Annotated in this window: 21 protein-coding genes; 16 read left to right on the top strand and 5 right to left on the bottom strand. The window is 54.3% G+C overall.

Annotation, left to right across the window (positions count from 1 at the left end; all coding sequences use genetic code 11):
- Positions 1–76 precede the first annotated feature (76 nt).
- A complete protein-coding gene (panS, locus tag C1N58_RS16505; RefSeq protein ID WP_039339079.1) occupies positions 77–1009 on the top strand; it encodes a ketopantoate/pantoate/pantothenate transporter PanS in 933 nt (310 codons plus the stop codon).
- A gap of 39 nt (positions 1010–1048) precedes the next feature.
- Here the strand turns inward: panS and C1N58_RS16500 are convergent, their stop codons facing one another.
- Positions 1049–2674 carry a Na/Pi cotransporter family protein gene (locus tag C1N58_RS16500; protein ID WP_394564344.1) on the bottom strand — a complete coding sequence of 542 codons (1626 nt, stop codon included), beginning with the start codon at positions 2672–2674 and terminating at the stop codon, positions 1049–1051.
- Positions 2675–3054: 380 nt separating this feature from the next.
- Positions 3055–3867, bottom strand: coding sequence for an alkaline phosphatase family protein (locus C1N58_RS16495; RefSeq protein ID WP_205952482.1), 813 nt, complete (start codon positions 3865–3867; stop codon positions 3055–3057).
- Positions 3868–4441: 574 nt separating this feature from the next.
- Between C1N58_RS16495 and psiE the strand changes: the two genes are divergently transcribed.
- The 3 genes from psiE (at position 4442) to ubiA (ending at position 6344) form a co-directional block, all read left to right on the top strand.
- Entirely contained in the window at positions 4442–4852 is a 411-nt protein-coding gene (gene psiE, locus C1N58_RS16490; protein WP_006121549.1) for a phosphate-starvation-inducible protein PsiE, read from the top strand.
- Between the two features lie 83 nt (positions 4853–4935).
- On the top strand, positions 4936–5448 hold the full coding sequence (gene ubiC / locus C1N58_RS16485) for a chorismate lyase (protein ID WP_006121550.1): 513 nt from the start codon (positions 4936–4938) through the stop codon (positions 5446–5448).
- Between the two features lie 29 nt (positions 5449–5477).
- Complete coding sequence (gene ubiA, locus C1N58_RS16480) at positions 5478–6344, top strand: 4-hydroxybenzoate octaprenyltransferase (protein ID WP_217271717.1); 867 nt, start codon at positions 5478–5480, stop codon at positions 6342–6344.
- Between the two features lie 101 nt (positions 6345–6445).
- Here ubiA and plsB read toward each other — a convergent pair whose 3' ends face one another.
- On the bottom strand, positions 6446–8872 hold the full coding sequence (gene plsB / locus C1N58_RS16475) for a glycerol-3-phosphate 1-O-acyltransferase PlsB (protein WP_394564895.1): 2427 nt from the start codon (positions 8870–8872) through the stop codon (positions 6446–6448).
- Positions 8873–9000: 128 nt separating this feature from the next.
- Here plsB and C1N58_RS16470 point away from each other — a divergent pair, with 128 nt between their 5' ends.
- From C1N58_RS16470 to C1N58_RS16455, 4 genes are all read left to right on the top strand, one after another.
- Positions 9001–9369 carry a diacylglycerol kinase gene (locus C1N58_RS16470; RefSeq protein ID WP_006121553.1) on the top strand — a complete coding sequence of 123 codons (369 nt, stop codon included), beginning with the start codon at positions 9001–9003 and terminating at the stop codon, positions 9367–9369.
- A 106-nt stretch (positions 9370–9475) separates the two neighbouring features.
- Positions 9476–10090, top strand: a complete 615-nt coding sequence (gene lexA / locus C1N58_RS16465) for a transcriptional repressor LexA (RefSeq protein ID WP_006121554.1) — start codon at positions 9476–9478, stop codon at positions 10088–10090.
- A 109-nt stretch (positions 10091–10199) separates the two neighbouring features.
- Entirely contained in the window at positions 10200–11522 is a 1323-nt protein-coding gene (gene dinF, locus C1N58_RS16460; protein ID WP_394564343.1) for an MATE family efflux transporter DinF, read from the top strand.
- Between the two features lie 171 nt (positions 11523–11693).
- Positions 11694–11906 (top strand): CsbD family protein, encoded by a 213-nt coding sequence (locus C1N58_RS16455; RefSeq protein ID WP_006121556.1) that lies wholly within the window; start codon positions 11694–11696, stop codon positions 11904–11906.
- A 71-nt stretch (positions 11907–11977) separates the two neighbouring features.
- Here C1N58_RS16455 and zur read toward each other — a convergent pair whose 3' ends face one another.
- Positions 11978–12499, bottom strand: coding sequence for a zinc uptake transcriptional repressor Zur (gene zur, locus C1N58_RS16450; RefSeq protein WP_054634672.1), 522 nt, complete (start codon positions 12497–12499; stop codon positions 11978–11980).
- Between the two features lie 423 nt (positions 12500–12922).
- Between zur and C1N58_RS16445 the strand changes: the two genes are divergently transcribed.
- From C1N58_RS16445 to pspG, 3 genes are all read left to right on the top strand, one after another.
- The gene (locus C1N58_RS16445; RefSeq protein WP_394564342.1) at positions 12923–14194 is read left to right on the top strand and encodes a conjugal transfer protein TraF; all 1272 of its coding nucleotides are present in this window, start codon (positions 12923–12925) and stop codon (positions 14192–14194) included.
- A gap of 99 nt (positions 14195–14293) precedes the next feature.
- On the top strand, positions 14294–15289 hold the full coding sequence (dusA, locus tag C1N58_RS16440; protein WP_054634670.1) for a tRNA dihydrouridine(20/20a) synthase DusA: 996 nt from the start codon (positions 14294–14296) through the stop codon (positions 15287–15289).
- A 161-nt stretch (positions 15290–15450) separates the two neighbouring features.
- Positions 15451–15717: an envelope stress response protein PspG gene (gene pspG / locus C1N58_RS16435; RefSeq protein WP_054634669.1), complete on the top strand. Its 267-nt coding sequence runs from the start codon at positions 15451–15453 to the stop codon at positions 15715–15717.
- A 181-nt stretch (positions 15718–15898) separates the two neighbouring features.
- On the opposite strand, the gene C1N58_RS16430 is transcribed toward pspG, so the two are convergent.
- Positions 15899–16882: a quinone oxidoreductase gene (locus C1N58_RS16430; protein ID WP_054634668.1), complete on the bottom strand. Its 984-nt coding sequence runs from the start codon at positions 16880–16882 to the stop codon at positions 15899–15901.
- 96 nt (positions 16883–16978) lie between these two features.
- Here C1N58_RS16430 and dnaB point away from each other — a divergent pair, with 96 nt between their 5' ends.
- The 5 genes from dnaB to C1N58_RS16405 all read left to right on the top strand — a co-directional run bounded on the left by dnaB (position 16979) and on the right by C1N58_RS16405 (position 21578).
- Complete coding sequence (gene dnaB, locus C1N58_RS16425) at positions 16979–18385, top strand: replicative DNA helicase (protein WP_006121562.1); 1407 nt, start codon at positions 16979–16981, stop codon at positions 18383–18385.
- A 126-nt stretch (positions 18386–18511) separates the two neighbouring features.
- On the top strand, positions 18512–19003 hold the full coding sequence (locus tag C1N58_RS16420) for an Lrp/AsnC family transcriptional regulator (RefSeq protein ID WP_039339069.1): 492 nt from the start codon (positions 18512–18514) through the stop codon (positions 19001–19003).
- Between the two features lie 183 nt (positions 19004–19186).
- The gene (locus C1N58_RS16415) at positions 19187–19801 is read left to right on the top strand and encodes a YitT family protein (protein WP_054634667.1); all 615 of its coding nucleotides are present in this window, start codon (positions 19187–19189) and stop codon (positions 19799–19801) included.
- Positions 19802–19843: 42 nt separating this feature from the next.
- On the top strand, positions 19844–21037 hold the full coding sequence (locus C1N58_RS16410) for an amino acid aminotransferase (RefSeq protein ID WP_133745551.1): 1194 nt from the start codon (positions 19844–19846) through the stop codon (positions 21035–21037).
- 124 nt (positions 21038–21161) lie between these two features.
- A complete protein-coding gene (locus C1N58_RS16405) occupies positions 21162–21578 on the top strand; it encodes a secondary thiamine-phosphate synthase enzyme YjbQ (protein ID WP_054634666.1) in 417 nt (138 codons plus the stop codon).

The raw sequence follows: 21578 nt of genomic DNA, 5'->3' as shown, positions 1-21578 counted from the left end.
TTTTTACTGACCGGCTGTGATGCCGCCGGACATCATTCCACGCACGTCGCTGATTTTGCTAAAAGGATGTTTGTTGATGCTTGCCACCTTAACCCGTCTGTTCCCCCTGTGGGCCGTCCTGTTGTCTGTCGCGGCTTACTACTCGCCCACCACCTTTCTTGGCATTGGCCCGTGGGTCGCGTATCTGCTGATGCTGATTATGTTCGGTATGGGAGTCACGCTGAATATCAATGATTTCAAACGCGTCTTAACCCGTCCGGCACCGGTGCTTGCAGGTACATTCCTGCACTATCTGGTGATGCCCCTGGCGGCATGGGCGCTGGCAAAACTGTTTAACATGCCGCCCGATCTGGCTGCCGGGATGATTCTGGTGGGCAGCGTTGCCAGTGGAACCGCCTCGAACGTGATGATTTATCTGGCAAAAGGCGATGTGGCGCTCTCGGTGACCATCTCCTCGGTGTCCGCGCTGGTCGGGGTATTTGCCACGCCGCTGCTGACCCGTTTTTATGTGGATACGCATATTCAGGTTGATGTTGCCGGTATGCTGCTGAGCATCATCAGGATCGTCGTGATCCCTATCGGGTTAGGGTTGATCATTCACCACACGTTTAACGGTCTGGTTCGTCGGGTAGAGCCTTATCTTCCCGCTTTTTCAATGGTGTGTATTCTGCTGATCATCAGTGCTGTGGTCGCCGGTAGCCAGAGCTTTATTGCCTCGGTTGGCGTGATGGTGATCGCCGCCGTCATGTTACATAACGCCATTGGTCTGCTCGGCGGTTACTGGGGCGGCAAGCTGTTTGGCTTTGATGAATCCACCTGCCGCACGCTGGCGCTGGAAGTGGGCATGCAGAATTCAGGGCTGGCGGCGACGCTGGGTAAACTGTATTTCTCGCCACTGGCTGCACTGCCGGGGGCGTTGTTTTCCGTCTGGCACAACCTTTCCGGTTCCCTGCTGGCGGGCTACTGGTCCGGTAAGCCCACAGATAAAAAGCCGTCATCCCGTCCCTGAGAGACACAGTGCGAAGGCCAAACGGCCTTCGCACTTTCTTTAGTCATAATCCCGCTCATCGTCAGGCTGCTCCAGAACCGTGTAAGCGACCGCGCAAAACAGCGAGTTCAGACGCTTCATATCGCCCAGCAAGCCCAGGTGCAGCGAACTGGTTTCAATGCTCTGAATGTTCTGCTGATGTAACCGATCAACATGCGAGTGTGAATAGCGGCGTATTTTCAGGCGAAAGCGGTGTTTGGCGCGGCGTAGCCGCTTAGCGCTGGTAACATCGTGAGATAAAAATACCGACAGGCTCAGCCGTAGATTCGCGATAAGCTGCTCATGCAAGGCTTCCAGCTCTTTCAGGCCCTCGGGCGAAAAGGTTCGCCGGGCAGCCAGAGATTTATCGGCGACGTCCCCGCTCATGCGCTCGATAATGTCACCGGCCTGCTCCAGATTCAGCGACATTTCTATGATTTGCCCCCAGCGGCGGGAATCCTCCTCTGATAAATCCTCTTTCGGCATGCGCGCCAGATAGAGTTTGATGGCGGTATACAGGACATCCACATCATCATCCAGCCGCCGTACCGTACGTTCTGCCCGCGACTCGCCGCGCACCACCTGCAGAAACGTATCCAGCATCTGCTCCAGCACGTCGCCCATACGCAACGCTTCGCGCGCAGCATTCACCAGCGCCAGAGCGGGCGTATCCAGCGAGCTGCTGTCAAGGTGTCTGGGTTTTAGCGTGACGTCACTTTCGGCATCGTCCGCAATCAGTCGACGGCACAGGCGTGCCATCGCATCGGCAAAGGGCACCATGATAATGCAGCGAAACAGGTTGTAGAAAACGTGAAAGAAGATCACCAGCTCTTCGTCATTAACGGGCAGTTTATCCAGCCAGCCCGCTACGGTTTCAACAAAGGGCAGAATTATTACACAGCCCGTCAGCTTAAACAGAAAGCTGCCCATTGCAACGCGTTTCCCGGCCGCATTGGATCCGCTGCCGTTAATAACCGCCAGTAAGCCGCTGCCCAGGTTCGCGCCGATCACCAGGCACAGGGCCACCTTGAAGGCGATCACGCCTGTGGCGGTCAGTGTGGCGGTAATCAGCACAGCGGCGAGACTGGAGTAGCTGATAATGGCAAAGACCGCTCCGAGCAGAGCGTCCAGCATGACGTCACCGGTTAAACTGGAAAACAGAACCTGCACGCCAGCCGCCTGGGTAATCGGTCGGGCGGCTTCAACAATCAGCTGTAGCGCCAGCAGAATTAACCCCAGACCTATGCTGGTCCGGCCAAGCTGACCTGCCCGGCTTTGTTTGCGACTCAGGAAGAAAACCACGCCAAAAAAGATAAACAGCGGGGAAAGCCAGGAGAGATCGAATGTCAGGACGCGCGCCATAATGGCCGTACCGACGTCAGCGCCCAGTATCACTACCAGAGCGGGTGTCAGGCTGACAAGATTTTGAGCCACAAACGAGGTAACCAGCAGCGTGGTGGCATTACTGCTTTGCACCAGCATCGTTACGCCGATACCGGCAAGAAACGCCATCGGCTTCTTTTCCACGCTGCGACTGAGCACCCGGCGCAAATCGGCCCCGTAAACGCGCATAATGCCGGAGCGCGTAATGTGCGTGCCCCAGACCAGAAGCGCAACGGCAGACAGTAAGTTAAGCAGGGTTAACACGTAACGTTGCTCCTCAACCATCAGGCTTACGGCATGACAGATTGCCAGCCTGATGGAGAGCGCAATCTGCGAACATGGCTGCCGGACGTTGCGAACTTTTTTCCAGTGTTTTAAATGACCTGCGCAGCGTCGGCCCCTTTAAATGTAGACCACTCTGCGGATACCTCACGACAAATCCGGCTGGCCTCAGGCGGACCTTTCCCGCCGCGCGCGGCCGGTGCGCTTTTTTCTGTGGTCAGTGAAGGGCATGGCGACAAAGTCAGTACGGCAGGTGTTCAGCGGAATAACGGCAACAGAAGGACGGGTTGTGCCGTTCGCCCAACCCGCCAGACCCGGGGCGGCAGTTTACTGTATTCCTGCCGCCAGAAGCGGGAAGAGGGTCAGAGCGAAACCTGTGCCAGCAGATCGTGATGCACCGGCTTGTCATGAGGAACGCCGAGCAGTGTACACAGCGTGCCGCAGAGATCGGTTTGTTGCAGTTCCAGTCCAGGCTTTAGCGAGAACCCGTCACCAAAGACAAACAGGGGAACGGTCGTTTCCTCCGGCAGCATGCCACCATGTGAGCGGTCGTCGTTCATGCCATGGTCAGCGGTCACCATCACCTGATAGCCTTCTGCCAGCCAGCCAGGCATCCATTGCGACAGGTAACCATCCGCCATGCGTGCCCGGTTACGATACTGGGGCGAGGACAGGCCATGTTGATGACCGGCATAATCGATATTCATCGGATGGATGAGGAGGAAGTCCGGGTTGTGCCGCAACCTCAGGCTCTCGGCATCTTCAAACAGGTGCGAATCGGGGTAACTGTCGTCAACGTAAAAGTGCCCGAACTGGACAGGCAGGGCCGGCGCTTCGGTATGACGATCGCGCGCAGGCACGAAAGGGCTGCGGTTGTAAAGTTCACTGATCCAGTGATAAGCCGCTGCGGCGGTGGTCAGGCCCGCATCACGCGCATAGTGAAATACGCTCTGTTCGTGACTCAGGCGGTTTACCCCGTTGTGGATGATTCCACTTTGCACAGGCGCAACACCGGTCAGAATGCATTCATACAGCGGACGCGACAGAGAAGGCAGTGCACAGGTGAGATGATAATAATGCCCTTTACCTTGCGCACATTCTGCGTGCAGATAACCCATCGCATGATGGGCAACGTGATGGCTCAGGCCGTCCAGAATCACCAGAATTGTTTTCATGTTGTCCTCTCTTGCTGCGGCGTCTTCACGCCACAGGGGGCCTTTGTCTGCGTCTCTGACGTCGGGCTGTTTTAACGCCGCCAGCGCAACGCCGTCCGGCCGCATCTTAATATTTGAGTAAGTGCACACTAACCTGACGTAATCCCGTAACTGTTAATGCGGAACAGATTAAGCCTGGCCGGGCATGAACGCCGCTGTTGGCTGCGCGGAGGCCAACGCAACGTGCCGCCTCAGGACGCTTATCCATTGAGTCGGGTATGGAAGCGGGCGCTAACTGACTGCCGGGGTTGAAAAACCGAGCCAATGTAAATGTCGGATGTGAAAACCGTATGACAGGACGGCACGACGGAGTGGGTCTGCCAGCCGATATGATCGGTCTGTCCGGTTGGCTTTCATCAAAAGACAGGTTCGTACGGTCCCGGCGGTATAACCCAGGATGCCGGGGCTGGCATTCCATCGCGCAGTCTGGTGATTTGAAAGACGCTGTTAAGTAAGCCTGACGGCTATATTGTGATTTACGTCACACTAAAGCATGATAATGCCAGAAAACATCCCTTTATTTTCGAGGCGTGAAATGAGTGATAAAAACCCGATAGCACAAAAGATAGCGCGCCTGATGCAATGGGTGCTGAATGCAGGATTACTGATTCTGGCGTTCATTTTAATGGTCTTCCTGGGCAAAGAGACGGTCCATTTAGCCAACGTCCTGTTCAGCACGGGCGAGCAGGCGTCCTCCTATCTTCTGATTGAAGGCATCGTGATTTACTTCCTTTACTTTGAGTTTATTGCCCTCATCGTGAAGTACTTCCAGTCGGGTTACCATTTCCCGTTACGCTATTTCGTCTATATCGGCATCACGGCTATCATCAGGCTGATTATCGTCGACCACAAAAATCCCTTTGATACGCTGTGCTACTCGGCTGCTATTCTGCTGCTGGTTATCACCCTGTGGCTGGCAAACAGTAACCGGCTTAAGCGCGAATAACCTCGCGTTTGCATGACGGACGGGTGTGCCGTGAATCGCTCTGCGCTAAACTACCTGCCTGAAAATTTTTGGGGGAAAGTGTCATGACGCAAGACCCGCTCCGTTTATTACGTTCACTCAACTGGCTGGCGCTGGACGGTGCTGCTCTGTCGCCATCACTTCGTGACTGGCTGATGGAGGAGGACTCTATGACCAGGCGCTTCGAACAGCATTGCCAGAAGGTCAGGGTGGAGCCCGTTCGTGAAGGGTTTATCCACGCTGACGAATTAGGTGACGAAGGTGCGCTGTTACCCGCTGATCAGCGCTTCTGGCTGCGTGAAGTGATCCTGTATGGCGACGAACAACCCTGGCTGGCGGGACGCACGCTGGTGCCTGAAAGCACCCTGAACGGTCCCGAAGCAATGTTGCAGCAGCTCGGAACGCGACCGCTGGGACGTTACCTGTTCTCCTCTTCAACCCTGACCCGCGATTTTATCGAGCCCGGTAACGTTGAATCGCTGTGGGGACGTCGGTCGCGCCTGCGTTTATCGGGGAAGCCCCTGCTACTAACCGAATTATTTTTACCGGCGTCGCCGGTTTACCGTTACCAGGGTTAAGGATTTGACCTGTGCAAAACAGACAACAAATGACCAAATGGCAGGCTTACAGCCGCCTCATGCGAATTGATAAACCTATTGGCACACTGCTGCTGCTGTGGCCGACGTTGTGGGCGCTGTGGCTGGCTAACAGGGCGATGCCGCCGTTACCGGTACTGATCGTGTTTGTCGCGGGCGTATTTGTCATGCGTGCAGCTGGCTGTGTGATCAACGATTATGCTGACCGTAAAGTCGACGGCCATGTGGAACGCACAAAGCTCCGGCCACTGGCCAGCGGTGCTGTCACGGCGAAAGAGGCTAAAATGCTGTTTGTGGTACTGGGGCTGATCGCGTTTGGCCTGGTACTGAGCATGAACCTGATGACGATTATGCTTTCTGTTGTCGGGCTGGCGCTTGCCTGGGTTTATCCTTTTATGAAGCGCTATACGCATTTGCCGCAGGTAGTCCTTGGCGCCGCATTTGGCTGGGCAATTCCCATGGCCTGGGCCGCGGTTAGTGAGTCCTTACCTCTGGTTTGCTGGCTGGTCTTTCTCGCCAACATTTGCTGGACGGTGGCCTACGATACGCAATATGCCATGGTGGATCGCGAGGACGACCTGAAGATTGGCGTGAAGTCCACAGCCATTCTGTTTGGCCAGTACGACAAATTGATTATCGGCCTGCTGCAACTGGCGACGCTGGGGCTGATGGCGCTGGTAGGGACACGGCTGCATCTGAATGGGGCGTTTTACTGGACGCTGTTACTGGCGGGCGGTTTATTTGTTTATCAGCAAAAACTGATCGCAAAGCGCGCGCGTCAGGCCTGTTTCCAGGCGTTTCTGAATAACAATTATGTAGGGCTGGTGCTGTTTCTCGGCGTGTTAATGAATACTCCGCCGTTCTTAAACCTGTTATAGGGCAGGCACCGAACGTAGCGCCAGTGCGATGCACAGTGTGAGGTTCAGTAAGCAATAAAAAAGGCGACCAGTCAGGTCGCCTTTTTTGTCATGCCAGCACGTTAGCTGTGTGCAACGGCGCTCTCGATGGTCATACGGACATCGCTGGTGACCAGTTCTGCCAGAATGTGCCAGGTCGCCAGCGTCTGCGCCACATCCGCATCGCCACTGTCGCTGATATAGCCTTCATCGCGCAGGGTCAGTACCAGTGTAGAGAACACCGCTTTATCGAAAAACTCAGGCGCATTGATGCCATGCAGTACGCTCAGGCGCTGGGCCAGCGTGCGGCTCTCTTTTTCCAGCGTGCCGCGGTTGATGGTGGGCTTGGCGCTGAGAATCGAGAAGGTGATGGCGTAACGTTGCAGCGTTTCACGTACACCGGCAGCCAGCAACTGCAGCGTACGGTAACGTGCCGTGTTGAACGACAGCAGACCTGCCTCAACGGTAATCAGTCCCTGGCGCGCCAGCTCCTGGCATAAGTCAGCCAGCAGCTGCGGCAGCTGGTCGTTGCCCCAGCGCAGGAACAGCTCGCTCTTCAGCATGGGGTAAATCAGGCTGACCTGGCGCAGCAGTTCGGCTTCGCTCAGGTTACGGTGCTGCTGGATGATGGTCGCAATCAGAGAGGGCATCACCAACATATGGTGGATGTTATTCCGGTAATAGGTCATCAGCACCGCCTGCTCGCGCGGCAGAATAATGATGTCGCCAATGCTGTCCTTCTCACTCTCAAACTTGTTCATACTCAGCGCGTGATCCAGCAACGCTTCCGCAGACATGTCAGGCAAAGTGGCATCCGGCGAGTAGGGCACATTACGTAATAACTGGGTATAGCATTCCAGCTGCTCAATCAGCTGTTCACGGGTCAGTGAACGCTGGCGTGAAGCGAGCAGTGCCGTTACGCACAGGTTCATGGCGTTCGCGGCCCCGGCTTCATTAATACGTACCATGATGGTGGCGGCGATATCATTGGCCGTTGGCGTTAACCAGCCCGGACGTTGCGCTTCAATGGGATCGATAGACTCACGCCATTCCGGTACGCGCTTGTTCAGATAGTTGATCAGCGGCAACGGCTCACCAAAGTTCACATAACCCTGGCCCAGGTTGCGCAGCTTACGCAGGCCGCGCACCATCTGCATAAAGCCTTCTTTCTCTTTTGCCGCACCGCGTAGCTCTTTAGCGTAAGTACCCACTTCCATTACATGTTCATAACCGATGTAAATGGGCACTAACGTAATAGGTCGCGTGCCGCCGCGCAGCATGGCCTGCAGCGTCATAGAGAGGGTGCCGGTTTTCGGATCCAGCAGTCGGCCGGTACGTGAGCGTCCACCTTCCACGAAATACTCGACGGAATAGCCGCGGGTAAAGAGCTCGCCAAGGTATTCACGGAACACGGTTGAATAGAGCTTGTTGCCTTTAAAGGTACGACGAATAAAGAAGGCACCCAGACGACGGAAAATCGGCCCGGCAGGCCAGAAGTTCAGGTTAATCCCTGCGGCAATATGCGGCGGAACCAGGCCCTGGTGATACAGCACATAAGACAGTAGCAGGTAGTCCATATGGCTGCGGTGGCAAGGCACATAAACAATTTCATGGCCGTCCTGCGCCAGCTGACGTACCCGCTCACCGCCGTTAACGTTGATCCCCTGATAGAGTCGGCTCCAGAGCCAACCCATCACGCGGTCGGTGATACGAATCGCTTCGTAGGAAAAGTTGGCCGCAATTTCTTCCATCATTTCAATGGCGTTTTGCTGCGCTTTCTCATGGGAGATTTTCTTGCTACGCGCCTCGTCTTCCACGGCTTTTTCAATCGCTTTCGACTGCAACAGGCGATTGAATAAATCCTGGCGAGCCGGCAGACGCGGTCCCACCGCGGCCAGGCGCTGACGGGCAAAGTGGATGCGCGCTACGCGAGCCAGCTTCTGCGCAATCGACTTGTCGGTACCGTGTTCGGTCGCCATACGACGCAGGGAGACCGTGGGCGAAAAACGCACAAAACTGTCGCGGCCATGCCAGAGAACGGCAAAGAATTTTTGAATGCCGTTAAGGAGCCGCAAATGAGGCGGATGATCGTCGCCCTGGACTTCCCGACCCGGCGCACGGCCAAACATGACTGAAACCGGTAACATCTGAACATCAAGTTCAGGGTTGCTGCGGTGCAGATCAAGATACTCGTGGAAGATTTTGACCGATTCAAGGCTGGGCACGAAATAGGGGAACACACGCGGACCGTCATTAATAAAGACATGACGCGGCAACAGGGCGCCGTCTATCTCCAGCGGAATAAGCGGATCAGGCAGATCGTGCCGGATGCACTGCGCGCGTAAAGTCAGGAGATCGGCCTTTGAATCATAAGGCAGGACATACATAATAGGCCGGGTAGGATCCAGCCCATGTTCGGAGACGGGATCAGCCGGAATGGCCTTACTCTTTACCAGAAATGAAAGGGGTAAGTTCAGCAATTTATAAAAAATTTTACGCCAACCTGACATAGACAACATGAAGCCTCTTGTTAGCAAAGCGGCGCAAGCATATCAGAACGCGCAGCAAAAATCTGTGACAGCGACAATTGTGCGCTGCCCGGTATTGACGTCAATCCTTTGAAAAGAGTTCCTTTATCATGACAAATAATGTCACCGGCATTACCCGGATTGTGAAAGCGGCTGGCTACTCATGGCAAGGTCTTCGCGCCGCCTGGCAGCATGAAGCTGCCTTCCGCCAGGAAGCCGTAATTTCACTGGCGGCAATTATCCTGGCCTGCTGGCTGGATGTCGATACTATTTCGCGCATCCTGATGATTGGCGCGGTCATGCTGGTGATGATTGTTGAAGTTCTGAACAGCGCCATCGAAGCAGTGGTGGACCGCACAGGGCAGGAACGACATCCTCTTGCCGGCCGTGCCAAAGATATGGGATCGGCCGCTGTTTTGCTGGCAATAGTACTGGCCCTGTTCGTTTGGGGAACGCTACTTTGGTCGCATTTGCGATAAGCATTCCATCTCCCGTCAAATTACTGATTTTGGCCTGACTTTTGGTTTCCATTTCACCAATACCTGTATATACTCACAGCGACTGTATAAACAACCAGGGGGCGGGATGAAAGCATTAACCAGCAGGCAGCAACAGGTCTACGACTTGATTCGCGACCACATTAATCAAACGGGCATGCCGCCTACGCGTGCAGAAATTGCTGCGCAACTGGGCTTCCGCTCACCTAACGCGGCAGAAGAGCATCTGAAAGCGCTGTCGCGTAAAGGCGTGATTGAAATCGTCTCTGGTGCGTCCCGCGGTATCCGTTTGTTAATGGAAGAAGAACCTTCAGATGGCCTGCCACTCATTGGGCGCGTTGCGGCGGGTGAGCCGTTGCTGGCCCAGGAACATATCGAAACCCACTACAAAGTGGATCCAGACATGTTCAAGCCCTCTGCCGATTTCCTGCTGCGCGTTAGCGGCATGTCAATGAAAGACATTGGCATCATGGATGGTGATTTGCTGGCCGTGCATAAAACGCAGGAAGTGCGTAATGGTCAGGTGGTGGTAGCGCGCATTGATGACGAAGTCACCGTGAAGCGCTGGAAAAAGCAGGGATCAGTGGTGCATCTGTTACCTGAAAATACGGATTTTGAGCCTATCATTGTCGATACGCGTGCGCAGTCGCTGACGGTTGAAGGTCTGGCGGTTGGCATCGTACGTAACGGTGAGTGGTTATAACTCTTCTTAAGGTTGGCTCTTTACGTCAACCTTGACGTTACCCAGTCTGCCCCTGTTTTGCCGCTGTGGGTTCATCTGCAACACCAGCGGCGCATTGCACGGACGTTACATGCGCTTCCTGACAGCTACTGATAAAAAACTGTGGCGGCTGGCGCTGCCCATGATCCTGTCAAATATCACCGTTCCTCTGCTCGGTTTAGTCGATACAGCCGTTATTGGCCATCTCGACAGCCCGGTTTATCTGGGCGGCGTTGCGGTCGGGACGACCGTTACCAGTTTTATCTTCATGCTGCTGCTTTTTCTGCGTATGAGCACGACAGGCCTGACGGCTCAGGCGTTTGGCGCGGGCGACAAAACGGCGCTGGCGCGCGCATTGGCACAGCCCCTGATCATTGCCTTACTGGCCGGCAGCCTGTTTATTGCCCTGCGTCATCCTGTCACGGCATTAGCAACCCGCTTTATCGGCGGAGAGGCCGCTGTGCTTGAGCAGGCTGCGCTGTTTATCCATATTCGCTGGCTCAGTGCGCCCGCCATGCTGGCTAACCTGGTGATTCTGGGCTGGCTGCTGGGCGTACAGTATGCCAGAGCGCCGGTCATCCTGCTGGTGGTGGGCAACGTTATCAATATTCTGCTGGACCTCTGGCTGGTGCTGGTGCTGCACTGGGGCGTCGCCGGGGCTGCAGCCGCGACGGCTATCGCGGAGTATGCGACGTTGCTGGTTGGGGCACTTATGGTCTGGCGCGTGCTGGCGCTGCGCGGCATCACGCTGCACAGTCTGGTCCATAGCTGGCGTGGCGATATCCACCGCCTGCTTCGCCTGAATCGCGACATCCTGCTGCGTACCTTACTGTTACAGCTTTGCTTTGCCTCTCTGACCGTGCTGGGAACGCATATCGGACCTGATGTGGTGGCGGTAAATGCCATCCTGCTGATGTTCATGACGTTTACCGCCTATGCGCTGGATGGCTTTGCTTACGCCGTCGAAGCTTTTGCTGGTGAGACACACGGCGCAAAAGACGGCAGCCGGTTGCAACTGGTATGGATTGCTGCCTGCCGTCAGGCACTGTCAGTCGCGCTGTTTTTCTCCGTGGTCTATGCTGTTTGTGGCTATCAGATCGTGGCTCTCCTGACATCGATTCCCGCACTTCAACAGGCGGCTGACCGCTTTCTGCCGTGGCAGGTTGTCATGCCGCTGGTTGGCGTCTGGTGCTATCTGCTGGATGGCATGTTTATTGGTGCGACGCGCGGAAGAGAAATGCGCAACAGTATGGCGATTGCCGCACTGGGCTATTTCCTGACGCTGTTAACCGTGCCTTTTATCGGTAATCACGGCTTATGGCTGGCGATAGCCGTTTTTCTGGCGCTTCGCGGCCTGTCACTTTGGCTGGTCTGGCGCAGGCACTGGCGCAATGGCACCTGGTTTAGCGCCTGAGCAACTTGCCTGAAATATGACGCAGGATACATAAAATTTTCATTTTTTCCGGCAAAACTGAAATTAGCTACTACAATTATCTTTGAATGGCGCTATTAAACAGCGCTTTATATCGTAATTTTGCCTGATGGCAAAATAAAACGAAATCGAAGGATGACGTGGAGGTCTGCAATGAATAAAGACGAAGCGAGTGGTAACTGGAAACAGTTCAAAGGAAAAATGAAAGAAAAATGGGGCAAGCTGACCGATGATGACATGCAAGTCATTGAAGGTAAACGCGATCAGCTGGTCGGCAAAATTCAGGAACGTTACGGCTACGCGAAAGATCAGGCGGAGAAAGAAGTAACGGACTGGGAAGGTCACAACAAGGATTACCGCTGGTAATCACGTTATTCAGGGATGCTCCTACCCGGGCCGGTACGCTCATGCCGGCCAGACCGCACAAGGATGTGCAATTAACTTCGTTTACTGCGTTTCTTCCCGTCAGCCTGATGGTCATGATCACAATGTTCATGCTGTTCACAGGCTTCAACTTCCGCACAGTTTTCACATAACCCGTGCGCCTCTATCACGCTATGCCGCAGGACAAAGCTTGCCTCTTGCGCCAGTGATGCGATGATTTTTTCTGCGCCCTGCGCCTGCTTTTCCGTGACCAGTGCACAGCGATCGCAGACCAGCATCACCGATGTATGGGCGGGTGCGTCGAAATGGTGGCACATCACATAGCTGTTATTGGACTCGACGCGGTGGATAAAACCCTGCTCAAGAAGAAAATCCAGCGCACGGTAGACGGTAGGAGGCTTGGCCTGGGGCTCACTGACACGCAACTGATCAAGCAGGTCATAAGCACTGATCGATCCTGGCTGTCCGGCCATCAACCGCAGGACCTCTGCACGCTGGGTCGTCAGGCGAACACCGCGCTGTAAACACAGTTTCTCAGCCTGGGTCATGATTTGCTCTGGCGTCATGGTTGACATGGAATTTCTCCGTTTGACAGGTGATGTTATCTTATCACATTAATGATATGTACGATGCACCTTGCCTGTCTGCACCTCCTCCCTTTACCCGTGCTTATCTGTTCCTTACGACTTTGCGCCCGTCTGCGAGGCCAATATATGTCAGAATGTTTGTAAATATTTTTTCCTTTTGCTTTACATCTCACTGAGTTAAGAACTAATGTTTAAAAGTTCTTAATAAAGTGCTGGTCCCGGCCTCCTTCTGTTAACGCTTTTTGGATGGTAACCAGACATAACGGATCGAAAAATAATCAATCAATGGAATTGCGCCACTATTTACTCTGAATTCACAGCAATAAAGCGTTAGCCATCCTCCACAATGGGGCTAACAAACTATTCGGTCGTTAATGTTTTAACGGCAATTTTTCAGGTGATGATAAGCAAATGGCAAAATTAACCGTCCCACGTTCCGTTCTGGTTTTCCCTGCAGTGTTTAATGCTCTGGTTTTTTCATCATCCGCGCTGGCCGCGGGAACCTGGTACGATGCCCGTAACGATGCAATGGGGGGAACGGGCGTGGCATCTTCTACCTACGGGTCTGCCGTTTTAGCTAACCCGGCGTTAATGACCAAAGCAAAACCCGATGACAACGTCAGCATCATTTTTCCCAGTGCGGGCGCGCAAATTACTGATAAAGACAAGATGATCGATAAGATCGATAACATTACTGACACGGTAAATCGCTATCAGGATCTGTTTGATAATGCCTCGACGTTAGAGCTGCTGCGCCGTATTCCTGAGATACAGGCTGCGTCAGGGGATCTGGCCAATACGCTCAGAGATTTACGCGGTAACAAAGCCAACGCGACAGCAGGTGTCGCGATTGCAGTCACCGTTCCGAATGAAACGCTGCCTTTTGCCTTTGTCACCAAAGCCTATGGTACGGCGCATGTCCGCGCGAATGTAAAAGAAGGCGATATCGTTATTTTACAAGGCGTGGCTGACGGAACGTTTGCCGGTATTCCTGGCGGTGTATTTGGTCTGCCTAATGTACAAAACTTGCTGGGCTCCAGCGCGAACGGGCTGGCTGCGCTGAATACCGATTATGGTATCGCCGTTGCCCGTGAGTTCACGATTGCCGGCCATCCGGTGTCGATTGGTGTGACGCCTAAGCTGCAAAAGACCTGGCTGTATAACTATTCCGCCAGCGTTTATAACTACGATAAAAACGATTTACGGGATGGCCGCTACCGCAGCACCGAAAGCGGGTTCAACGTTGACGCCGGCCTGGCGACGGTATTCGCAGAAAACTGGACATTAGGCGTGACCGGACAGAACCTGGTATCACGTGACCTGCAAACCAAAGAGGTGAATGGCTATCAGGATACCTATGAAATCCGTCCATTAGTGACGGCGGGTTTAGCCTGGGATAAAGGGCCGGTCACGCTGACAGGCGATGTTGACCTGACCGAAACGCACCGTTTCAAATCTCAGGAAAACAGCCAGTATGCAGGCGTGGGCGCAGAATATCGCGTACTGGACTGGTTGCAGTTACGTGCCGGTTATCGCGCAGATATGCGTTCCAACGACGAAAATGTGGCGACCGCAGGCTTTGGGCTGTCACCGTTCAACAATTCTGTGCATCTGGATCTGGCAGGCTCGGTGGGGCAAAACAATACCTGGGGTGCCATGGCGCAACTCGGATTTAACTTCTGATTCCGTGCCATTAACGGGCGGGCGATACCTTGTCGCCCGCCCTTATGCTATCCTTGCGCAGAATATCATCACTGTTAACCACCGGATCGACTGCGCTTCATGACCGACACTTTTTCCTCCCAACGCTTCTCTGTTGCACCCATGCTCGACTGGACGGATCGTCACTGTCGCTATTTCCATCGTCTGCTGACCGGCGATACGCTTCTGTATACCGAAATGGTCACCACGGGAGCCATTATTCACGGTAAAGGCGATTATCTGGCCTTTGGTGAAGAGGAGCACCCGGTCGCGTTACAACTGGGCGGCAGCGATCCGGCTGCACTGGCGCAGTGTGCGGCGCTGGCTGAACAGCGCGGTTACGATGAAGTTAACCTCAATGTGGGTTGCCCGTCAGATCGTGTTCAGAATGGCCGCTTTGGTGCCTGCCTGATGGCGGAAGCCGGGCTGGTCGCTGACGGCATTAAAGCGATGCGTGATGTGGTGGATATTCCGGTCACGGTCAAAACCCGTATCGGTATCGATGAACAGGACAGCTATGCCTTCCTGACCGATTTTATCGGCACTGTGGCAGAGCGCGGTGGCTGCGACACCTTTATCATTCATGCGCGCAAGGCATGGCTTTCGGGTCTGAGTCCGAAAGAAAACCGCGAGATTCCACCGCTTGATTACCCCCGGGTTTATCAGTTAAAGCGTGATTTTCCACAACTGACGATTGCCATTAACGGCGGCGTGAAAACGCTGGAAGAGGCTAAAACGCATCTTCAGCACCTGGATGGTGTCATGATGGGCCGCGAGGCCTATCAAAACCCCGGCATCCTGGCGCATGTCGATCGGGAAGTGTTTGGCCGGGAACAGCCTGCCGCTGATCCGGTGGCGGTGGTGCGCGCCATGTACCCTTATATTGAAGCCGAGCTGGCAAAAGGCACGTACCTTGGCCATGTGACGCGGCATATGCTGGGGCTGTTCCAGGGGATCCCTGGCGCGCGCCAGTGGCGTCGTCACCTTAGCGAGAATGCCCATAAGCCCGGTGCCGATGTGCGGGTACTGGAGGCTGCATTAGCACTGGTCGCCGATAAGATCCCTCAGGAAGCCTGATACAGTTAAACCAGCCAGCCGGCTGGTTTTTTTTCACCATAATCTGGTGAATCTCGCCAGGTTGATTTTGCATACTTCATACTTAACTCATCACTATCAACAGGTTACTTGTTGGCATGGTTCTTGTAATACGTAACGTATTCATCGTGAGGAGTGAACAAATGGACATTATTTTTGTATTCGGTTTCTTCCTGATGCTGTTGCTGACTGGCGTGTCCTTAATCGGCGTCATTGCTGCCCTGGTCGTGGCCACGATCGTGATGTTTGTCGGCGGCATGGTGATGCTGATTGTGAAGGTGCTGCCCTGGCTACTGCTGGCCGTGGCCGCAGTATGGCTCTGTCGGCGCTTTTTCACTGACGAAGACACTCGCCAGCGCGTCCTGTACAGGCGCAGGATCCGCAGGCTGGAGCGGAATGGCAGGGGATAAATGTGTGCGTGATCACACAGTGAAAAATTGGTGCTCAGAATATTAACAACAATCATACTTTTTACTTATGTTTTCTGTCAGGATAGCTGTCGTTGATTCATAACATATTCATCGCTTCTGCCCCTACATCAGTGCGAATGAAAAATAAAAGAAGGGCTTCCTGCGGGAAGCCCTTTTTACATCAGGGAATCAGCAGGCTCGATCCCTGCGTCGCGCGGCTCTCCAGTAACTGGTGAGCGCGGCTGGCCTCTTTCAGTGCAAATTTTTGCTGCTCGGGCACATCGACCTTAATGGCGCCACTTGCCAGTAAAGAGAATAATTCTGCACTGGCCGTTTCCAGCTCCTGACGATTGGTGATGTAGCCGAACAGGGAAGGACGGGTAACAAACAGCGAGCCTTTCTTATTTAAAATGCTGAGATCAACATTGGTCACCGGCCCTGAAGCATTCCCGAAGCTCACCATCAGTCCCTGACGACGCAGGCAGTCCAGCGAGGCTTCCCAGGTCGCTTTCCCCACAGAGTCGTACACCACGCCAACCTTGTTGCCGTCGGTCAGCTCACTGACCCGTTGTGCAATGTCCTCTTGCTGATAATTAATGGTGGCCCAGGCTCCCGCGTTTTTGGCCAGTGTCGCCTTTTCGGCGGAGCCGACGGTGCCGATCAGATGGGCACCGAGCGCTTTTGCCCACTGGCAGGCAATCAACCCCACGCCACCCGCCGCGGCATGAAACAGAAAAATTTCGTCGGCTTTGAGCTTATAGGTCTGTCGTAACAGGTACTGCGTCGTCAGGCCTTTCAAAAAACTGGCGGCAGCCTGCTCGAAACTGATGGCGTCGGGTAACAGCATCAGACGGTCTTCCGCCACGTTATGCAGCTCGCTGTAAGCCCCGAGTGCGGCCTGACAGTACACGACGCGATCGCCGCGTTTGAAACGCGTGACCGCCGATCCCACGCGGGTGACCACGCCCGCCGCCTCGGTGCCCAGACCAGAGGGAAAATGACCTGTCGGATACAGCCCGCTGCGCACGTAAGTATCAATATAGTTAATGCCAATCGCGCGGTTTTCGACCTGGATTTCATTATCCGCGGGATCGGCAGGCTCAAAATCAATCCAGGTCAGGACATCCGGGCCGCCGTGTGCGTTGAACTGAATACGCTTTGCCATGCTTACTCCTGTGATTGTTTCATCATGAAGGTGAGGCACGCCCCTTAACTGAGGTATACTTGCGCGTCCCCACAGAAGATCGGTAATGCATTCACTATGGCAGGAAATAAACCCACCAACAAATCGAACGAAACGCAGGATCGCCAGTTAGAAGGCGTGAAAATGCCCCCGCATTCGCTGGAAGCGGAGCAGTCGGTGCTGGGTGGGTTAATGCTGGATAACGAGCGCTGGGACAACGTGTCCGAACGCGTCGTGGCAAATGATTTTTTCAATCGCTCGCACCGTCTTATTTTCTCAGAGATGCAGCGCCTGCTGGAAAACAGCAAACCTATCGACCTGATTACGCTGTCAGAATCGCTGGAAACGCGCGGCGAACTGGAGATGGCCGGCGGATTTGCTTACCTGGCTGAGCTGGCGAAAAACACGCCCAGTGCGGCGAACATCGGCGCTTACGCGGATATCGTGCGTGAACGTGCGGTCGTGCGCGAAATGATCGCCGTGGCGAATCAGATAGCCGATGCCGGTTATGATCCCCAGGGGCGCAGCAGTGAAGACCTGCTGGATTTTGCCGAGTCGAACGTATTTAAAATCGCTGAGGCGCGGGCTAACAAAGACGATGGCCCCAAAAACATCGAACAAATTCTGGAAGCGACGGTTTCACGGATTGAGTCGCTGTTTCAGACGCCGCACGATGGCGTCACGGGCATCGATACCGGTTATCAGGATCTGAATAAGAAAACGGCCGGGCTGCAACGCTCAGACTTAATTATCGTGGCCGCACGTCCCTCAATGGGTAAAACCACGTTCGCCATGAACCTTTGTGAAAACGCGGCGATGCTGCAGGACAAACCGGTACTGATTTTCAGTCTGGAGATGCCCAGCGAACAGATCATGATGCGTATGCTGGCCTCCTTGTCGCGGGTTGACCAAACCCGTATTCGTACCGGTCAACTTGACGATGAAGACTGGGCGCGCATTTCCGGCACGATGGGCATTTTGCTGGAAAAGAAGAATATGTATATCGATGATTCTTCTGGCCTGACGCCGACCGAGGTCCGTTCCCGCGCGCGTCGCATCTATCGTGAAAACGGTGGCCTCAGTCTGATCATGATCGACTACCTGCAGTTGATGCGCGTGCCCGCATTGTCAGATAACCGTACGCTGGAGATTGCCGAGATTTCCCGTTCATTAAAAGCGCTGGCAAAAGAGCTTAACGTGCCCGTGGTGGCGTTATCTCAGCTGAACCGCTCCCTGGAGCAACGTGCCGATAAACGTCCCGTAAACTCGGATCTGCGTGAATCGGGTTCGATCGAGCAGGATGCTGACCTGATCATGTTTATTTATCGTGACGAGGTTTATCACGAAAACAGCGACCTGAAAGGGATCGCAGAGATCATTCTGGGTAAGCAGCGTAACGGCCCGATCGGTACCGTACGCCTGACATTTAACGGTCAGTGGTCACGCTTTGATAACTATGCAGGCCCGCAGTACGACGACGAATAATCCGTCACTGGCCTGTCATGCACGATCTGTGCATGGCAGGCAGGACCGTGCAAAATAGTGTTGGACAACGTCGCAGTGAATCGGGTTATCTGTAGCAAAGCGACACTGACACGCGACGGAAACAGCATGACGCACGTAGACGATTACGATCTAAAAATTCTTACTCTGCTCCAGTCTAATGGCCGTTTGACCAATCAGGAACTCAGCGATTTGGTCGGTCTTTCTGCTTCACAATGTTCACGTCGGCGTATCAATCTTGAACAGGCCAACCTGATTCTTGGCTATCACGCACGGCTGTCGCCGGACGCGGTGGGGCTGGGCATTGTCGGACTCATTGAAGTGCGGCTCATTAACCATACCGCCGACTATGTCGACAGCTTCCATCGCATGGTGGAACAGGAAGACGCAATTATTGATGCCTATAAAACCACCGGTGATGCCGACTACCTGCTGAAAGTCGCCGTGGCCGATTTGGCCTCACTGAGCGCGGTAATCAGCCAGCTGTTAGCCGGTCACCAGAGCGTTTCCCATGTCAAAACATCGGTGGTACTGGGCAGACTCAAAGAGAACGGATTAATGATGGGCGAACAGCAGGCTGTGCGCCAAAAAAGGGCATAATGCGCGCAGATGGTGCATGATGTGGCAGCATGATGCGTTTTTTATGCATATTTGAGTCGGACGATGCACAATCGACCGTCCCGGCGGGGCAGTAAAATCCGGTAAGACGCTTATGCCTGAGCGCCTGCACAGGCTGGCGCAGTTATTGCATTGGTGCTGCATCATCCGCATTGAGACTGCTTTATGGACAACATTGTACAACCCGCCGATATTCCTCACTCTCGCCTTGAAGATGCGCTGGCTATCCTGCTCGGCACCTTAATGGTCTCGTTTGGTGTGCTCATGCTGAAGCAGGCAGGCGCATTGACCGGCAGCACGGCTGGACTGGCATTCCTTATCATCTATCTGTCGCCCCTGTCATTTGGCAGCGTTTTCTTTGTAATCAACCTGCCGTTCTACTGGCTGGCTGTGAAGCGAATGGGCTGGGAATTTACGCTAAAAACCTTTTGTGCCGTGGGGCTGGTGTCGCTTTTTACCCATCTTCATCCCCTGTTTATGCATTTTTCCACACTGAATCCTTTTTATGCGGCATTGTTCGGTAACGTCATCATGGGGATTGGGTTTATAGTGTTGTTTCGCCATAAAGCCAGCCTGGGCGGGATCAATATCCTGGCGCTCTGGCTGCAAGACCGTTTCGGCATTCGCGCCGGTAAACTGCAAATGGCGGTCGATACCTGCGTGGTGCTGGCCTCGCTGTTTGTCGTCAGCCTGCCGATGTTGCTTGCGTCCATTGCGGGCGCGGTGGTACTGAATATGATCATCGCAATGAACCATCGTCCCGGGCGGTACAGGGTTTAATCGCCCTTTTTTATTTCAAGAACAATCATGGAGATCTGCACCGTGTTCCAGAACGTTGATGCCTATGCTGGCGACCCGATTTTGTCGCTAATGGAAGCCTTTAAACAGGATCCGCGCGAGCATAAAGTGAACCTGAGTATTGGGCTTTATTACAACGAGCAAGGCATCATTCCTCAGCTGCAGGCGGTGGCTGATGCTGAAGAGCAATTACGTGCCGAACCGCAGCAGGCTTCGCTCTATCTGCCTATGGAAGGATTAAATACCTACCGCAACGCGATAGCGCCACTGCTGTTCGGGGCCGATCATCCCGTATTAAAAGCGGGCCAGATCGCCTCGATTCAGACCCTGGGCGGCTCAGGTGCGTTGAAAGTCGGTGCGGATTTCCTGAAGCGTTATTTCCCGCAGTCCAACGTCTGGGTCAGCGATCCGACCTGGGAAAACCATATCGCCATCTTTAACGGTGCCGGTTTCGAGGTGAAGACCTATCCGTGGTATGACCCGGAAACCAACGGCGTACGTTTTGATGCCTTCCTGAGCACGCTTAAAACCCTGCCAAAGCAAAGCATCGTGCTGCTGCATCCGTGCTGTCATAACCCAACCGGGGCCGACCTGACCAATGCGCAGTGGGACGAAACCGTTGCCGTGCTGAAAGCACAGGAGCTGATCCCGTTCCTGGATATCGCTTATCAGGGCTTTGGTGCTGGCATGGAAGAGGATGCGTACGCGATGCGTGCGGTTGCTGCGGCAGGTCTGCCTGCGCTGGTCAGCAACTCCTTTTCAAAAATCTTCTCGCTGTATGGCGAGCGCGTCGGCGGCCTGTCTGTGGTATGTGACAGCGCTGAAGAGGCCAGCCGCGTATTAGGTCAGCTCAAAGCGACCGTCCGCCGTAACTATTCCAGCCCGCCAAACTTCGGCGCACAGGTTGTGGCCCGCGTGTTAAACGACGCTACGCTGAAAGCTAACTGGCTGGCTGAGGTCGAAGCCATGCGGTTGCGCATTATCGACATGCGCCAGGCGCTGGTACAGGTGATGAGTACGGCGCTACCCGGTAAAAACGTCGACTACCTGTTGAAGCAGCGCGGGATGTTCAGCTACACCGGCCTGAGTGCGCAGCAGGTGGATCGCCTGCGTGAAGAGTTTGGGATCTACCTCGTCGGCAGCGGCCGTATGTGTGTGGCAGGTCTGAACAGCAAAAACGTGCATCAGGTCGCGGAAGCCTTTGCGGCAGTAATGTAATTCCGCACACAATCTTCCCCGGGCCGCCAACCTTGTTGGCGGCTTTTTTATTTTTACGGATCGGGTTTACCTTTGCGCCACATTCTGCACACTTAACTGTGTCTCACAGATTCAGGAAAAAAGTATGTGGTATCAACAAACGTTGACCTTAAGCGCAAAATCGCGAGGTTTTCACCTCGTAACGGAAGAGATTGTGCAACAGTTGCCCGCACTCCGTGATATCCACACCGGATTACTCCATTTGCTGTTGCAGCATACGTCGGCCTCACTGACGCTGAATGAAAACTGCGATCCGACAGTGCGGAGCGACATGGAACAACACTTTATTCGCCATGTCCCGGAAGCGGCTCCTTATCAACACGATTACGAAGGCCGTGACGACATGCCCGCCCACATTAAGTCGTCCACGCTGGGCGTTTCACTGATGTTACCGGTGCAGCGTGGACAGCTGGTACTGGGCACCTGGCAGGGCATTTGGCTGGGGGAACATCGTATTCATGGCGGAGCCCGACGTATTGTGGCGACCTTACAAGGGGAATGA

The organism is Pantoea sp. SGAir0180 (assembly GCF_043546245.1).
The sequence above is the reverse complement of the archived record's forward strand: the minus strand, read 5'-3'. Positions and strand labels throughout refer to the sequence as shown.

Excerpts from the sequence above, each read along its gene's own strand:
- C1N58_RS16430 (WP_054634668.1), bottom strand. The coding sequence starts at position 16,882 with ATGGCAAAGCGTATTCAGTTCAACGCACACGGCGGCCCGGATGTCCTG.
- ubiA (WP_217271717.1), top strand. The coding sequence starts at position 5,478 with ATGACCAAATGGCAGGCTTACAGCCGCCTCATGCGAATTGATAAACCT.
- C1N58_RS16470 (WP_006121553.1), top strand. The coding sequence starts at position 9,001 with ATGACAAATAATGTCACCGGCATTACCCGGATTGTGAAAGCGGCTGGC.
- C1N58_RS16415 (WP_054634667.1), top strand. The coding sequence starts at position 19,187 with ATGGACAACATTGTACAACCCGCCGATATTCCTCACTCTCGCCTTGAA.
- C1N58_RS16455 (WP_006121556.1), top strand. The coding sequence starts at position 11,694 with ATGAATAAAGACGAAGCGAGTGGTAACTGGAAACAGTTCAAAGGAAAA.
- pspG (WP_054634669.1), top strand. The coding sequence starts at position 15,451 with ATGGACATTATTTTTGTATTCGGTTTCTTCCTGATGCTGTTGCTGACT.
- C1N58_RS16445 (WP_394564342.1), top strand. The coding sequence starts at position 12,923 with ATGGCAAAATTAACCGTCCCACGTTCCGTTCTGGTTTTCCCTGCAGTG.
- C1N58_RS16495 (WP_205952482.1), bottom strand. The coding sequence starts at position 3,867 with ATGAAAACAATTCTGGTGATTCTGGACGGCCTGAGCCATCACGTTGCC.
- zur (WP_054634672.1), bottom strand. The coding sequence starts at position 12,499 with ATGTCAACCATGACGCCAGAGCAAATCATGACCCAGGCTGAGAAACTG.
- panS (WP_039339079.1), top strand. The coding sequence starts at position 77 with ATGCTTGCCACCTTAACCCGTCTGTTCCCCCTGTGGGCCGTCCTGTTG.
- plsB (WP_394564895.1), bottom strand. The coding sequence starts at position 8,872 with ATGTCAGGTTGGCGTAAAATTTTTTATAAATTGCTGAACTTACCCCTT.
- lexA (WP_006121554.1), top strand. The coding sequence starts at position 9,476 with ATGAAAGCATTAACCAGCAGGCAGCAACAGGTCTACGACTTGATTCGC.
- dnaB (WP_006121562.1), top strand. The coding sequence starts at position 16,979 with ATGGCAGGAAATAAACCCACCAACAAATCGAACGAAACGCAGGATCGC.
- dusA (WP_054634670.1), top strand. The coding sequence starts at position 14,294 with ATGACCGACACTTTTTCCTCCCAACGCTTCTCTGTTGCACCCATGCTC.
- C1N58_RS16405 (WP_054634666.1), top strand. The coding sequence starts at position 21,162 with ATGTGGTATCAACAAACGTTGACCTTAAGCGCAAAATCGCGAGGTTTT.
- psiE (WP_006121549.1), top strand. The coding sequence starts at position 4,442 with ATGAGTGATAAAAACCCGATAGCACAAAAGATAGCGCGCCTGATGCAA.
- dinF (WP_394564343.1), top strand. The coding sequence starts at position 10,200 with ATGCGCTTCCTGACAGCTACTGATAAAAAACTGTGGCGGCTGGCGCTG.
- C1N58_RS16420 (WP_039339069.1), top strand. The coding sequence starts at position 18,512 with ATGACGCACGTAGACGATTACGATCTAAAAATTCTTACTCTGCTCCAG.
- ubiC (WP_006121550.1), top strand. The coding sequence starts at position 4,936 with ATGACGCAAGACCCGCTCCGTTTATTACGTTCACTCAACTGGCTGGCG.